The organism is Streptomyces sp. BL1 (assembly GCF_057628045.1).
In genome coordinates, this window is record NZ_JBXYWZ010000002.1 from 2,820,537 (window position 1) to 2,834,012 (window position 13,476).

16 protein-coding genes are annotated in these 13,476 nt (G+C 70.9%); 8 read left to right on the top strand and 8 right to left on the bottom strand.

Annotated features, from left to right (window positions below; genetic code table 11):
* Positions 1-145: 145 nt before the first annotated feature.
* From icmA to AC3AGO_RS12330, 5 genes are all read right to left on the bottom strand, one after another.
* Complete coding sequence (gene icmA, locus AC3AGO_RS12310) at positions 146-1,846, bottom strand: coenzyme B12-dependent isobutyryl-CoA mutase large subunit (protein ID WP_487820209.1); 1,701 nt, start codon at positions 1,844-1,846, stop codon at positions 146-148.
* A gap of 94 nt (positions 1,847-1,940) precedes the next feature.
* A complete protein-coding gene (locus AC3AGO_RS12315) occupies positions 1,941-2,273 on the bottom strand; it encodes a DUF3817 domain-containing protein (RefSeq protein WP_487820210.1) in 333 nt (110 codons plus the stop codon).
* 129 nt (positions 2,274-2,402) lie between these two features.
* Entirely contained in the window at positions 2,403-2,936 is a 534-nt protein-coding gene (locus AC3AGO_RS12320) for a MarR family winged helix-turn-helix transcriptional regulator (protein ID WP_487820211.1), read from the bottom strand.
* Positions 2,937-3,042: 106 nt separating this feature from the next.
* Entirely contained in the window at positions 3,043-3,336 is a 294-nt protein-coding gene (locus tag AC3AGO_RS12325) for an MTH1187 family thiamine-binding protein (RefSeq protein ID WP_487820212.1), read from the bottom strand.
* The gene (locus AC3AGO_RS12330; protein ID WP_487820213.1) at positions 3,333-3,713 is read right to left on the bottom strand and encodes a DUF3817 domain-containing protein; all 381 of its coding nucleotides are present in this window, start codon (positions 3,711-3,713) and stop codon (positions 3,333-3,335) included. The genes AC3AGO_RS12325 and AC3AGO_RS12330 overlap by 4 nt, the downstream gene beginning before the upstream one ends.
* 132 nt (positions 3,714-3,845) lie before the next feature.
* Between AC3AGO_RS12330 and AC3AGO_RS12335 the strand changes: the two genes are divergently transcribed.
* The 4 genes from AC3AGO_RS12335 (at position 3,846) to AC3AGO_RS12350 (ending at position 6,487) form a co-directional block, all read left to right on the top strand.
* Positions 3,846-4,484, top strand: a complete 639-nt coding sequence (locus AC3AGO_RS12335) for an AIM24 family protein (RefSeq protein WP_487820214.1) — start codon at positions 3,846-3,848, stop codon at positions 4,482-4,484.
* Positions 4,484-5,134 (top strand): AIM24 family protein, encoded by a 651-nt coding sequence (locus AC3AGO_RS12340; protein WP_487820215.1) that lies wholly within the window; start codon positions 4,484-4,486, stop codon positions 5,132-5,134. The genes AC3AGO_RS12335 and AC3AGO_RS12340 overlap by 1 nt, the downstream gene beginning before the upstream one ends.
* A complete protein-coding gene (locus AC3AGO_RS12345; protein WP_487820216.1) occupies positions 5,134-5,928 on the top strand; it encodes an AIM24 family protein in 795 nt (264 codons plus the stop codon). Before AC3AGO_RS12340 ends, AC3AGO_RS12345 begins: the two co-directional genes overlap by 1 nt.
* Before the next feature lie 82 nt (positions 5,929-6,010).
* Entirely contained in the window at positions 6,011-6,487 is a 477-nt protein-coding gene (locus tag AC3AGO_RS12350; RefSeq protein WP_487820217.1) for a MarR family winged helix-turn-helix transcriptional regulator, read from the top strand.
* Between the two features lie 131 nt (positions 6,488-6,618).
* Here the strand turns inward: AC3AGO_RS12350 and AC3AGO_RS12355 are convergent, their stop codons facing one another.
* On the bottom strand, positions 6,619-7,461 hold the full coding sequence (locus tag AC3AGO_RS12355; protein WP_487820218.1) for a PepSY domain-containing protein: 843 nt from the start codon (positions 7,459-7,461) through the stop codon (positions 6,619-6,621).
* 125 nt (positions 7,462-7,586) lie between these two features.
* On the opposite strand from AC3AGO_RS12355, the gene AC3AGO_RS12360 reads away from it, so the two are divergent.
* The 3 genes from AC3AGO_RS12360 (at position 7,587) to AC3AGO_RS12370 (ending at position 10,533) form a co-directional block, all read left to right on the top strand.
* Complete coding sequence (locus AC3AGO_RS12360) at positions 7,587-8,252, top strand: response regulator transcription factor (RefSeq protein ID WP_487820219.1); 666 nt, start codon at positions 7,587-7,589, stop codon at positions 8,250-8,252.
* Positions 8,245-9,726, top strand: coding sequence for a sensor histidine kinase (locus tag AC3AGO_RS12365; RefSeq protein ID WP_487820220.1), 1,482 nt, complete (start codon positions 8,245-8,247; stop codon positions 9,724-9,726). The genes AC3AGO_RS12360 and AC3AGO_RS12365 overlap by 8 nt, the downstream gene beginning before the upstream one ends.
* A gap of 423 nt (positions 9,727-10,149) precedes the next feature.
* Positions 10,150-10,533, top strand: coding sequence for a DUF427 domain-containing protein (locus AC3AGO_RS12370; RefSeq protein WP_487820221.1), 384 nt, complete (start codon positions 10,150-10,152; stop codon positions 10,531-10,533).
* A gap of 16 nt (positions 10,534-10,549) precedes the next feature.
* Here AC3AGO_RS12370 and meaB read toward each other — a convergent pair whose 3' ends face one another.
* Entirely contained in the window at positions 10,550-11,512 is a 963-nt protein-coding gene (gene meaB, locus AC3AGO_RS12375; RefSeq protein ID WP_487820222.1) for a methylmalonyl Co-A mutase-associated GTPase MeaB, read from the bottom strand.
* Positions 11,513-11,628: 116 nt separating this feature from the next.
* Positions 11,629-12,837 carry an acetyl-CoA C-acetyltransferase gene (locus tag AC3AGO_RS12380; protein WP_487820223.1) on the bottom strand — a complete coding sequence of 403 codons (1,209 nt, stop codon included), beginning with the start codon at positions 12,835-12,837 and terminating at the stop codon, positions 11,629-11,631.
* A gap of 137 nt (positions 12,838-12,974) precedes the next feature.
* On the opposite strand from AC3AGO_RS12380, the gene mce reads away from it, so the two are divergent.
* A complete protein-coding gene (gene mce, locus AC3AGO_RS12385; protein WP_487820224.1) occupies positions 12,975-13,418 on the top strand; it encodes a methylmalonyl-CoA epimerase in 444 nt (147 codons plus the stop codon).
* Positions 13,419-13,476: the final 58 nt, after the last annotated feature.

Consider the following 13,476-nt stretch of genomic DNA (forward strand, 5'->3'; position numbering starts at 1 on the left):
CGCGACGGCGCGTGACCACCGCGGGCCCGCCCGGCGGTAAGAGCGCGGCTCGCGCTGACACCGCCGGCCAGCGCCGCTCGGCCGCTCGCCGCTGCGGCGGAAGGAGGCGGGGCCCTCCCGCGGCAGCGGGACCGTCGCGGGGTCGTCAGAAGACGGGGGGTTCTGTGTATTCGCCCCACTCTTCGCGGAGGACTCCGCAGATCTCGCCGAGGGTGGCCTCCGCGCGGGCCGCGTCCAGCATCAGGCCGATCATGTTGGCGTCACCCCGCGCGGCCTCCGCCATAGCGGCGAGCGCCCCCCGTACGGCGCCCTCGTCGCGCGCGGCCTTGCGCGCGCCGAGCGCGGTGTTCTGCTCGTGCTCGACCTCGTGGCTGACGCGCAGGATCTCCAGGTCCCCGGTGACCGACCCCGTATGGCAGTTGACGCCGACGACCTTCTTCTCGTCCTTCTCCAGCGCCCGCTGGTACGTGAACGCGGACTCGGCGATCTCGCCCGTGAACCAGCCGTCCTCGATGCCGCGCAGGATGCCGGACGTCATCGGCCCGATGGGGTGCTCCCCCGTGGGAACGGCCCGCTTCCCGCGCTCCAGGATCCGCTCGAAGATCTTCTCCGCGTCGGCCTCGATCCGGTCGGTGAGCGCCTCCACATACCAGGAACCGCCCAGCGGATCCGCGACGTTGGTGACGCCGGTCTCCTCCATCAGCACCTGCTGCGTACGCAGCGCGATCTCCGCGGCGCGCTCGCTGGGCAGCGCGAGGGTCTCGTCCAGCGCGTTGGTGTGCAGCGAGTTCGTGCCGCCGAGCACGGCGGCGAGCGCCTCGACCGCCGTACGGACGACGTTGTTGTACGGCTGCTGCGCGGTCAGCGAGACGCCCGCCGTCTGCGTGTGGAAACGCATCCACTGCGCCTTCTCGCTGGTCGCCCCGTACACGTCGCGCAGCCGGCGGGCCCAGATCCGGCGCGCCGCGCGGAACTTGGCGATCTCCTCGAAGAAGTCGACGTGCGCGTCGAAGAAGAAGGACAGGCCGGGCGCGAACTCGTCGACGTCCAGCCCGCGCGCCTGGCCGAGCTCCACGTACCCGAAGCCGTCGGCGAGCGTGTACGCCAGCTCCTGCGCGGCCGTCGAGCCCGCCTCGCGGATGTGGTAACCGGATACCGAGAGCGGCTTGTACGCGGGAATGTGCCGCGTGCAGTGCTCCATCAGGTCGCCGATCAGGCGCAGATGCGGCTCCGGCCGGAACAGCCACTCCTTCTGCGCGATGTATTCCTTGAAGATGTCCGTCTGCAGCGTGCCGTTGAGCACGCCCGGGTCGACGCCCTGCCGTTCGGCGGCGACGAGGTACATGCAGAAGACCGGCACGGCGGGGCCGCTGATCGTCATCGACGTGGTGACGTCGCCGAGCGGGATGCCGGAGAACAGGGCCTCCATGTCGGCGGCCGAGTCGATGGCGACGCCGCAGTGTCCGACCTCGCCGAGCGAGCGCGGGTCGTCGGAGTCCCGGCCCATCAGGGTCGGCATGTCGAAGGCGACGGACAGTCCGCCGCCGCCGTTCTCCAGGATCATCTTGTAGCGCTCGTTGGTCTGTTCGGCGTTGCCGAAGCCCGCGAACTGCCGGATGGTCCAGGTGCGTCCGCGGTATCCCGTGGCGTACAGCCCGCGCGTGTACGGGTACTCGCCGGGCCAGCCGATCCGCTCGAAGCCCTCGACGGTGTCCCCCGGCTGCGGCCCGTACACGGGCTCCACCGGGTCGCCGCTCAGCGTGCTGAAGTCCGCTTCGCGCTTGCGGGCGGCGTCGTACCGGGCCTGCCAACGACGGCGGCCCTCTGCGATGGCATCGGCATCCATACCGCCAAACTACTTGGACGTCCAAGTAATTGTCGATAGCAGAACGCCCGGCGTCCGCGCTGTACGGGCGGCGCCGGGCGGGGCGGCCGGGCGGTCAGGCCTTGGCGGTCGCCGCCCCTGCGTCCTCGACCAGGGGCTCGACCTCGCGGACGACCTTGCGCTCCACGAAGAAGGCGGCCGTCGGGATCGTCCCGGCGATCAGCACCCACAGCAGCTTGCCGAACGACCAACGGGCCTTGGTGCCGAGGTCGAAGGCGACTACCAGGTAGACGATGTAGAGCACGCCGTGGATCTGGGAGACGACGAGCGTGAGGCCTGCACCGGTGTCGAAGCCGTACTTGAAGATCATGCAGGTGCAGAGCACCAGCAGCATCACGGCGGTGACATAGGCCATGACCCGGTAGCGGGTCAGGACGGACTTCTTCATGGGGGAGTTCACCTCGCGAGGGCGGTACGGACCGCCCGGACCACCTGTGCGTCAGGGCGGGAACCCGGGGGCCGGGCCCGGGGCATACGCGGCACGACGCCGAGCGTATCGGGTCGTTCCGGGCGATCTTCAGTCGGCCCGGGGGTCGTTCCTGCCGTCGTCGGCGAAGTCGTCCGCGGACAGCCGCAGCGGGCGCAGCATCGCGAAGATCTCCCCGCACTCCTCGGCGTCGTAGGCCCCGAGGCCGAAGTCCATCGCCATCAGATCGCGGGTCGCCGCGTCGCAGACCTCGCGGCCCTTCTCGGTGATCGAGGCGAGCGTGCCGCGCCCGTCGTTGGGGTTCGGGCGGCGGTTCACCAGACCGGACTTCTCCAGCCTGTCGATGGTGTTCGTCACCGACGTGGGGTGCACCATGAGCCGCTCGCCGATCTTCGACATCGGCAGCTCCCCGGCGCGCGAGAACGTGAGCAGGACCAGCGCCTCGTACCGGGCGAAGGTCAGCCCGTACGGCTTCACGACGCCGTCGACCTCGGACAGCAGGATCTGGTGCGCGCGCATGATCGAGGTGATCGCGGCCATGGAGGGCACGGCCCCCCAGCGCTGCTTCCACAGCTCATCGGCCCGGGCGATCGGATCGAACGACAGACTCAGCGACTTCGGCACGCCCCCGACCCTACCGGCGGGGTCAGATCGTGGTCATCCCCGTCTCGCACACCGGGAATCCCGCGCCCCGCCGGCTCCCCGCGAAGCCCCCGCCGGATCCGCTTCCTCAGTCTCCGAGGTGCCGTTCGACCGTCTCGACCTTGGAGTTCAGGCCGTCGGTGACGCCGGGGCGGATGTCCGCCTTGAGGACCAGGGAGACACGCGGGGCACGGGCCTCCACCGCGGCGACCGCGCGGCGTACGACGTCCATGCACTCCTCCCACTCGCCCTCCAGCGACGTGAACATCGCGTCCGTACGGTGCGGCAGGCCGGACTCGCGCACGACGCGCACGGCGTCGGCGACGTACTCCCCGACGTCCTCGCCGACGCCGAGCGGGGTGACCGAAAAGGCGACGATCATGAGGTGGTGACGCTCCCCTTCTGCTCCTTGCGGGCACGCGCGGCGATCACGCCGGCCTCTTCCTCGCGGCGCAGCATCCGGTCGGCGAAGAAGCCGCCGGTCGGCAGGACCGAGAGGACGAAGTAGAGGGCGGCCTTCTTCACGTGCCACTTGTTGCGGACCCAGGCGTCGGCCCAGAAGAGGACGTAGAGCACGAAGAGCACGCCGTGGATCATGCCCATCGCCGGCACCGCGTTGAACTCGGTGGTCCGCTTCAGCACGGAGCAGACCAGCAGCAGGAGGAAGGACACCGCCTCGGGGGTCGAGGTCAGACGGAGACGGCGCAGGGCGGAGGTTGCCTTCGGGGCAAGACCGCTGGGGGTTTCCAGTATGGCCACGGCGAGTCCTCGGAATCTTTTGTGAAGGGAAGCACAAGCGCCTGCCATTGTGGCAGCAGTACGGCCGCCGCCGACCGCCGGGGCACGGCCCGCAGGCCCGCGCGGACGGCCCGGGGAGGTAGGTTCGGCGGCGTGGCTCAGTTCCTGATGCAAGGCAGCAAGGTGCTCGCCGTGACACTGACCGGCGACACCGTCAAGGCGAAGAACGGCTCGATGGTCGCGTACGACGGCCAGATGGCGTTCAAGAAGATGTCCGGCGGCGGTGAGGGCATGCGCGGCATGGTGGCCCGCCGGCTGACCGGCGAGCAGATGACCGTGATGGAGGTGAAGGGCCAGGGCACCTGCTACTTCGCCGACCGCGCGAGCGACATCAACCTCGTACAGCTGCAGGGCGACAAGCTGCACGTCGAGGCGAGCAATCTGCTGTGCACGGACGGCGGGCTGCGCACCGGTACGACGTTCACCGGGCTGCGCGGCGCCTCGCAGGGCAACGGCCTGTTCACGACGACCGTCGAGGGGACGGGGCAGGCGGCGCTGATGTCGGACGGGCCCGCGGTGCTGCTGCGGGTGACGCCGGGCATGCCGCTGCAGGTCGACCCGGGCGCGTACATCGCCCACCAGGGAAATCTCCAGCAGCACTTCCAGACGGGCGTCAACTTCCGCACGTTCATGGGCGAGAGCTCCGGGGAGTCGTTCCAGATCCGCTTCGAGGGCGACGGTCTGGTGTACGTGCAGCCGAGCGAGCGGAACACCGTGGGAGGCGAGGTCTGATGCCCTTCCGGGAGATCAACACGAAGCTGGTCGAGGGCCGGGTGCTGCCGGGGCAGCGGATGTTCAGCCAGCGCGGCGCGATGGTCGGTTACCGCGGCGACGTCAGCTTCACCCCGAACGTGCAGGGCGGTCAGGGCGGCGTGATGTCCATGATCGGGCGGCGGGTCGCCAACGAGGCGACGCCCCTGATGACCGTCGAGGGCGACGGCACGGTGCTGTTCGGGCACGGCGGACACCACGTCGAGGTGATCGAACTCAACGGGGACACGCTGTGCGTGGAGGCCGACCGGCTCCTCGCCTTCGACGGGACGCTGGAGCAGGGCACCCTGTTCCTCGGCGCCGACGGCGGCGTGATGGGCATGGTGCGCGGACAGGTCACGGGGCAGGGGCTGTTCACGACGACGCTCAAGGGCACCGGCGCGGTCGCGGTGATGGCGCACGGCGGGGTGCTGCAGCTGCCGATCACCCCGGACCGACCCGTCCACGTCGACCCGCAGGCGTACGTGGCGCACTTCGGCGACGTACGGAACAAGCTGTCCACCGCGCTGGGCTGGCGGGACATGGTGGGACGCGGCTCTGGCGAGGCGTTCCAGCTGGAACTGTCCGGCAACGGCGCGGTGTTCGTGCAGGCGAGTGAGGAGAAGCTCTGATGACCGGTGCGCCTCAGGTGCTGGACGCCGGGACACTGCCGGCGAACGACAACGTCAACCCGTACACCTTCTGCGTCGACCTGAACGGTCAGTGGTTCCTGCAGAAGGGCAAGATGATCGCCTACTACGGGCAGATCAGCTTCAACGGCGTCGGGCACGGCTCGCTGGACCGCCTCATCGCGTCCAGCTTCCACTCGCCGCTGCACGCCGCGGACTGGGTCGTCGCCGAGGGGCAGGGCAAGATGCTGCTCGCCGACCGGGCCTTCGACGTCAACTCCTTCGACCTGGAGGACGGCAACCTCACCGTACGGTCCGGGAATCTGCTGGCCTACGAACCCTCGCTGTCCCTGAAGCAGTCGATCGTGCCGGGCTTCCTGACGCTGATCGGCACGGGCAAGTTCGTCGCCGCGTCGAACGGTCCCGTGCACTTCATGGAGCCGCCCGTACGGGTCGACCCGCAGGCGCTGGTGGGCTGGGCCGACTGCCCCTCGCCGTGCCACCACTACGACCACGGCTATCTGCGGGGCGTCATGGGCGGACTGCGCCAACTCACCGGTGTCGGCGGGGTGTCGGGCGAGGAGCACCAGTTCGAGTTCGTCGGCGCCGGCACCGTGCTGATCCAGTCGACGGAGCAGCTGATGGCGGAGCAGGCGACGGGCGGCGTACCCGCCGAGGCGGGCGTCCCCGGCGGCGGTCAGGGCGGGTACGGACAGGGCGGCCAGGGGCAGGGCGGGCAGCAGATGCCGCAGCTCCCCGGGCAGCTGGGCAGTCTGCAGCGCAGGTTCGGCCTGTAGTGCGCGTTCCGTCCGGTGCGCGGGCTCTGTCTGTGAACACCGAGTGCGCGTCCGATTACCGCTCTGGGTAAGGTCACACAGTATGGACACCGACAACGGCACCCGCTGGCTCTCCGACGAGGAGCAGCGAGCATGGCGGGCACATCTGGACGTCAACCGGCTGCTGATGTACCAGCTGGAGCGTGACCTCCAGCCGTTCGGCCTGACCATGAACGACTACGAGATCCTCGTGAATCTCTCGGAGTCGGACGAGCACCGGCTGCGCATGAGCGACCTCGCCGCCTCCACGCTGCAGTCGAAGAGCCGCCTCTCGCACCAGATCACGCGCATGGAGAAGGCGGGCCTGGTCCGGCGGGAGAGCTGCGAGGAGGACAAGCGGGGCCTGTTCGCGGTGCTCACCGAGACGGGCTGGGAGACGATGCGGCGCGTCGCACCGCACCATGTGGAGTCCGTACGGCGGCACTTCATCGACCGGATGCCGGCCGAGGACCTCGATCATCTGCACGCGACGCTCTCGCCGATCGCGGAGAAGCTGCGCGCGCAACGGGGCCGCCTGTAACGGCGGCCCCGGGCGGGGAGGGGGCTGCGCCCCTTACGGGGGCAGGAACGCAGCCCTGTCGGGGAGCGGCCACGCGGCGTCAGCCGATGTTGTACTCAGCCGGCGTCAGCCGCTGTCGTGCTCAGCCGGCGTCAGTCGTCGTCGCCGTCCGCGTCGTGGTCGCCCTTGTCGTGGTCGCCACGGTCGTCGTCGTGTCCGGCCTTGCCGTGGTCGTCGTCGTGGCCGCCCTTGTCGTGATCGTCGTGGTCGGCCTTGCCGTCGTCGCTCTTGCCGTCGTCGTCGCTCTTGCCGTCGTCGCCCTTGCCGTCGTCGTCCGAGTCGTCGGCGGCGGCCTTGGCGATCTTGCCGGTGTGCGCGTCGACCGTGAACTCGCCCTTCACACCGTGCGCGGCGACCGCGTCGACCTCCCACACCGTGCCCGCGGCACCGTGGTCGTCGCCGTCCTCCAGGTCGACGGAGGTGACGGTGCCCTTGGCCGCGCCCTTCTCCGCCGCGGCCACGGCGTCCACGGACGTGCCCTTCAGGTCCTGCCGTACGTACGACTTGCCGTGGTCGTCGTCGCCGCCGTCGTCGCTCCGCTCGGTGTGCGAGCCGAGCACCTTGCCGTTGCCCGGGTCGACGAGAACGTTGTGCCACTTGCCGTCCTTGCCGAGCACGTCGGTCTCCCAGACCAGGGCGCCGCCGTCCTCGTCCTCCAGGTCGATGCCGGTGACCGTGCCGGGCTGCTGCCGCAGCGCGGCCTTCGCGGCGTCCGCCGCGCTGACCTTCGCCGCGGCGGCCTTGCCGCTGTTCTCCCGCGCGTCGCTCTGGTCGTCCGAACCGGCCCCGAGCTGCACGCTGGAGCGCTGTGCCACCTGCGGCGAGGACGAGGAGGACTGCCCGCCGTCGTCCCCCGCGAAGGCGACTCCGGTCAGTGTCCCGCCGCCGATGACGGCGGCCGCTGCGACGGTGGCGATGACGAACTTGCTCTTCATGAGCTCTGCTCCCCCAGGTTCGGGTGGCTGTCGGATTGACGTTCCACAGACTGGACCGCCGACCCTGAAGGCAAGCTGAAGCCGCCTGAAGAGCTCTTCAGGTTCGCCCTGGCAAGGTTGTCCCCATGCGCTTGCTGATCGTGGAGGACGAGCGGCGACTGGCCCAGTCGCTCGCCAAGGGCCTGACGGCCGAGGGATTCGCCGTCGATGTGGCGTACGACGGGACCGACGGGCTGCACCTCGCGAGCGAGAGCGACTACGACCTGATCGTGCTCGACATCATGCTGCCCGGCATGAACGGCTACCGCGTCTGCTCGGCGCTGCGCGCCGCGGGCGACGAGACGCCCGTCCTGATGCTGACCGCGAAGGACGGCGAGTACGACGAGGCGGAGGGCCTCGACACCGGCGCCGACGACTATCTGACGAAGCCCTTCAGCTACGTCGTGCTCCTCGCCCGCGTACGCGCCCTGCTGCGCCGCAGCACCCGCGGCGCGAGGACGGTGCTGCGGCTCGGCGAGCTGAGCGTCGCCCCCGACACCCAGCGGGTGTCCGTCGGCGAACGCGACGTGGAGCTGACTGCCAAGGAGTTCTCGGTGCTGGAGTATCTCGCCGTACGTGCCGGGGAGGTCGTCTCCAAGAGCGAAATCCTCGAACACGTCTGGGACTTCGCGTACGAGGGCGACGTCAACATCGTCGAGGTGTACGTCAGCGCCCTGCGCAGGAAGCTCGGCGCCGGCTGGATCGCCACCGTGCGCGGCGCCGGATACCGGCTGGTGGACGCCGGTGCTTAAGCGATCCTCCGTCCGCACCCGCGCCTCCGTCGGCGCGACCCTCGTCGTCGCCGTCGCCCTGGTCGCCGCGGGACTCGCGCTGCTCTCCGTCCTGCGGGGCGGACTCGCCGACAACGCGCGGCTCCAGGCCGAGACTTCGGCCCGCAAGGTCGCCGCGCAGGTCACCGACATGAACGCGGCGCAGGTCGGCAATGTCGACGGACTCGACGAGGACGAGCCCGTACAGATCGTCGACGGCAACGGCACCGTGATGGGCGCCAGCGACCCGCTGCGCGGCAGGAAGGCGATGGCGTCCTTCAACCGCGCCGACGAACCGCCGCAGCAGAACCGGCAGAACGGGCAGAATCAGCAGGACGACGACGATGACGACGACAGCGACGACGCGAGTCAGGAGCCCGTCGAGGTCGACAGCGACAGCAAGGACGGCACCGTCTCCTTCCCCGTCGACGACGACGGCGAGGTCACGTACGACAAGAGCGACGCCACCGGCAGCCAGGACTTCCGCGTCGTCGCCGTACAGAGCGCCACCCGCGACGGGACGCCCGTCACCGTCTACGCCGGCGTCAGCCTGCGCACACAGGAGCAGGCGGTCTCCGACGTCACCCGGGCCATGCTCATCGGACTGCCGCTGCTGCTGATCGTCGTCGCCGGAGTGACCTGGCTGGTGACACGGCGCGCGCTGCGGCCCGTGGAGTCCATCCGCGGCGAGATGGCGGAGATCACCGCGAGTACGGACCTGTCCCGCCGGGTGCCCGAACCGGACGCCCGCGACGAGGTCGCGGCGCTCGCCCACACCACGAACGAGACGCTGGCCGCGCTGGAGACGAGCGTGGAACGGCAGCGCCGGTTCGTCGCCGACGCCTCGCACGAACTGCGGAGCCCCATCGCCTCGCTCCGCACCCAGCTGGAGGTCGGCGCCGCGCACCCCGAACTGCTCGACGTGGACGGCGCGGTGACCGACACCGTACGGCTCCAGGGCCTCGCCGCCGACCTGCTGCTGCTCGCCCGCCTCGACGCGGGTGAGCGCCCCGCCGACGCGCGGGTCGCGCCGGCCGCGCTCGTACGGGAGGAGCTGGCGCAGCGCGTCGGGGACCGGCTGCCGGTACGGACCGGGGAACTGGCCGAGGGGGAAGTGCTCGGCTCGCAGAGCCAGTTGGCGCGGGTCCTGGGCAACCTCGTGGACAACGCGCAGCGGCACGCGGCGGGTGAAGTGCGGGTCGCCGTGCGGCGCGACGGGTCCTGGCTGGAGCTCTCCGTCGAGGACGACGGGGAGGGGGTGCCGGAGGCCGAACGGGAGCGGATCTTCGAGCGGTTCGTACGGCTCGACGACGCGCGCAGCCGGGACGACGGCGGGGCGGGGCTCGGGCTGGCCATCGCCCGCGACGTGGCCCACCGCCACGGAGGCTCCCTAACGGTCGCCCCCACCCCCCAAGGCGGCGCCCACTTCACCTTGCGCCTCCCCCTGGCCCCCTGACAGCTGCGCTGTGGGCACGCGGTCCGCCAAGGGGCGGAACGGGTGGGCACACCGGACCGCCAGCCGCGAGGCCACGTCCCCACGCACGCAACGCCCGCGCCCCGGTGAGGGGTTGGCCCCAGACCCGCCCCTACCCGTTTCTTCCGGGGCTGCCGCCCCGGGCCCCAGCCCGCGCTGCGCGCGAAAGAACGCGGGGCTCCGCCCCTGCACCCCACCGCGCGGCGCGCGGACTCGGGGCTCCGCCCCGTACCCCGGCGGGGCTCCGCCCCCGCGCCCCGGCGGGGCTCCGCCCCGGACCCCGCCGCGCTGCGCGCGGAAGAGCGGGGCTCCGCCCCGGGGCAAGCGCGCGGGCGGCACGGAACGGATCGGCCTTCACCGATGTTGACCCCGTATGGGAGACACCGGCAACCGAAGGGAAACCGCATGACCCACGGACAAGGCGGCAACGCCAAAACGCACACCATCACGGTCCACCAAAGCACCGCCCGCGTCCGCGTCCTCAAGGGCGGGACCCTGCTCGCGGACTCCCGCCGGCCGGCGCTTCTGGACGAGACGGGCTACCCCACGCGCTACTACCTGCCGCCCGAGGACATCCGCACGGAGCTGCTGAGCGCGAGCGACACCCGTACGCACTGCCCGTTCAAGGGCGACGCCTCGTACTGGTCGGTGCGGGACGGCGGGCCGGCGGACGTGGTCTGGGCGTACCCGGAGCCGAAGCCCGGCGTCGCGGAGATCCGCGACCGCCTGTGCTTCCACGCGGAGCACCCGGACCTCACCGTCGAGGTGACGGAGCCGGGAGAGGGCTGAGCCCGGAGGGCCCCGCTCAGGGGCTCTCCGTGACGCCCTCGACGAGTTCGTCCGCCGCCGAGTACGGGTCGAGGGAGCCCGTCGTGACGCGCTCCGCCAGCGCCTCCAGCCGCTTGCCGCCGTGGAGTTCACCCATGCGCTCCCGCAGGGCGGTGACGGCGATGGTCTCGATCTCGCGGGCCGCGCGCCGGGCGCGCCGTTCGGCGAGCGCGCCGTGCTCCTCCATCCACGCGCGGTGCTTCTCCAGCGCCTCGACGACCTCGTCGACGCCTTCGCCGCGCGCGGCGACCGTCTTCACGATGGGCGGCCGCCAGTCGCCGGGCGTACGGGATTCGCCGAGCCCCAGCATGTGGTTGAGCTCCCGCGCGGTGGCGTCCGCGCCGTCCCGGTCGGCCTTGTTGACGACGAAGACGTCGCCGATCTCGAGGATGCCGGCCTTCGCCGCCTGGATGCCGTCGCCCATGCCGGGCGCGAGCAGCACCACGCTGGTGTCGGCCTGGCCCGCGATGTCGACCTCGCTCTGGCCGACGCCGACCGTCTCGATGAGGATCACGTCGCAGCCCGCCGCGTCCAGCACCCGGACGGCCTGCGGCGCGGCCCAGGCCAGTCCGCCCAGGTGGCCGCGGGTGGCCATGGAGCGGATGTAGACGCCGGGGTCGGAGGCGTGCTCGCCCATCCGCACCCGGTCGCCGAGCAGCGCTCCGCCGGAGAACGGGGAGGACGGGTCGACGGCGAGGATGCCGACCCGCTTGCCCTGCCTCCGGTACGCGGAGACCAGCGCGGAGGTCGAGGTCGATTTGCCGACACCGGGCGAGCCGGTGATGCCGACCACGAAGGCGTTGCCGCAGCGCGGCGCGAGGGCCGCCATCACCTCGCGGAGCTGCGGCGATGCCCCCTCCACGAGGGAGATCAGCCGGGCCACGGCCCGCGGCTGCCCTTCCCTCGCCCGGGCCACCAGATCGGGGACGTCCACCGCCATGCGCGCCGCGCTCCTCGCTCTCGTATCCGTACGCCCTGCCGGAGCGGGCGTACCTGACGACTCCGTACCGTTCCGCCCGGTCCGGCGGGCCCGCGCCCGCCGGACGGCGAACGTCCTTACTTTCCGGGCACCTTGACGATCAGCGCGTCGCCCTGACCGCCGCCGCCGCACAGCGCCGCGGCACCCGTGCCGCCGCCGCGCCGCTTCAGCTCCAGCGCCAGGTGCAGCACGATACGCGCACCGGACATGCCGATCGGGTGCCCCAGAGCGATCGCGCCACCGTTCACGTTCACCTTTTCGGTGTCTACCCCGAGGTCCTTCATTGACTGCACGGCGACCGCGGCGAACGCCTCGTTGATCTCGATCAGGTCGAGATCATCGGTGTTCAGCCCGTCCTCCTTCTTCAGGGCGTGCTGGATGGCGTTGGAGGGCTGCGACTGGAGGGAGTTGTCCGGTCCTGCAACGTTCCCGTGTGCACCGATCTCGGCGATCCACTCCAGGCCCAGCTCCTCGGCCTTGGCCCGGCTCATCACGACGACGGCCGCGGCCCCGTCGGAGATCTGCGAGGCCGAACCGGCGGTGATCGTCCCGTCCTTGGCGAACGCGGGCCGCAGCTTGCCCAGCGATTCGGCGGTGGTCTCGCCGCGGATGCCCTCGTCCTTGCTGAACAGCACCGGGTCGCCCTTGCGCTGCGGGATCTCGACGGGAGTGATCTCCGCCTCGTAGATCCCGTTCTTCTGCGCGGCGGCCGCGCGCTGGTGCGAGAGGGCCGAGAACTCGTCCTGCTCGGGACGCGCGATGCCCAGGCGGGTGTTGTGCCGCTCCGTCGACTCGCCCATGGCGACGTTCTCGAAGGAGTCCGTCAGCCCGTCGTACGCCATGGAGTCGAGCATCTCGACCGCGCCGTACTTGTAGCCCTCGCGGGACTTGGGCAGCAGGTGGGGGGCGTTGCTCATGGACTCCTGGCCGCCGGCGACGACGACGTCGAACTCGCCCGCGCGCACGAGCTGGTCGGCCAGCGCGATGGCGTCGAGGCCGGACAGACAGACCTTGTTGACGGTCAGCGCCGGCACGTTCATCGGGATGCCCGCCTTCACGGCGGCCTGGCGTGCCGGAATCTGCCCCGCCCCGGCCTGGAGCACCTGGCCCATGATCACGTACTCGACCTGGTCGCCGCCGATCCCGGCCCGGTCCAGTGCCGCCTTGATGGCGAAACCGCCCAAGTCGGCGCCGGAGAAGGACTTCAGCGATCCGAGCAGCCGCCCCATGGGCGTGCGTGCACCGGCGACGATCACGGAAGTGGTGCTGCTGGACGTGCCAGTCATGAGGGAGGGTCCCTTCGAGCGGGAGTTAACGAGGGTTATCGCCAATGTACTGAGCAGTACGCCCCGAGGTCACCGGTCGGTGAGTGTGACCGTGCGCACGTTGCGTAACCGCGCCGGGAGCGGCTGCACTTGTCTCCATGCTGACGCGCATCGACCACATCGGGATCGCCTGCTTCGACCTGGAGCGCACCGTCGACTTCTACTCCCGCACCTACGGCTTCTCGGTGTTCCACACCGAGGTCAACGAGGAGCAGGGAGTCCGGGAGGCCATGCTCAAGATCAATGAGACGGACGACGGAGGCGCCTCCTACCTCCAGCTGCTGGAGCCCATCAGGGACGACTCCGCGGTCGCCAAGTGGCTGGCCAAGAACGGCGAAGGAGTGCACCACATCGCCTTCGGCACCGCGGATGTGGACGCCGACGCGGCGGCGATCCGGGACAAGGACGTACGGGTGCTGTACGACGAGCCGCGCACCGGCTCGATGGGCTCCCGGATCACCTTCCTGCACCCGAAGGACTGCCACGGGGTCCTCACGGAACTCGTCACCTCCGCGAAGTCCCAGGACGGCACCGGCCACTGACCGGACCCGTCACGTCCGCGAAGCCCCGGGAGCCACCGGCCGCTGACGGGCCCGCTCG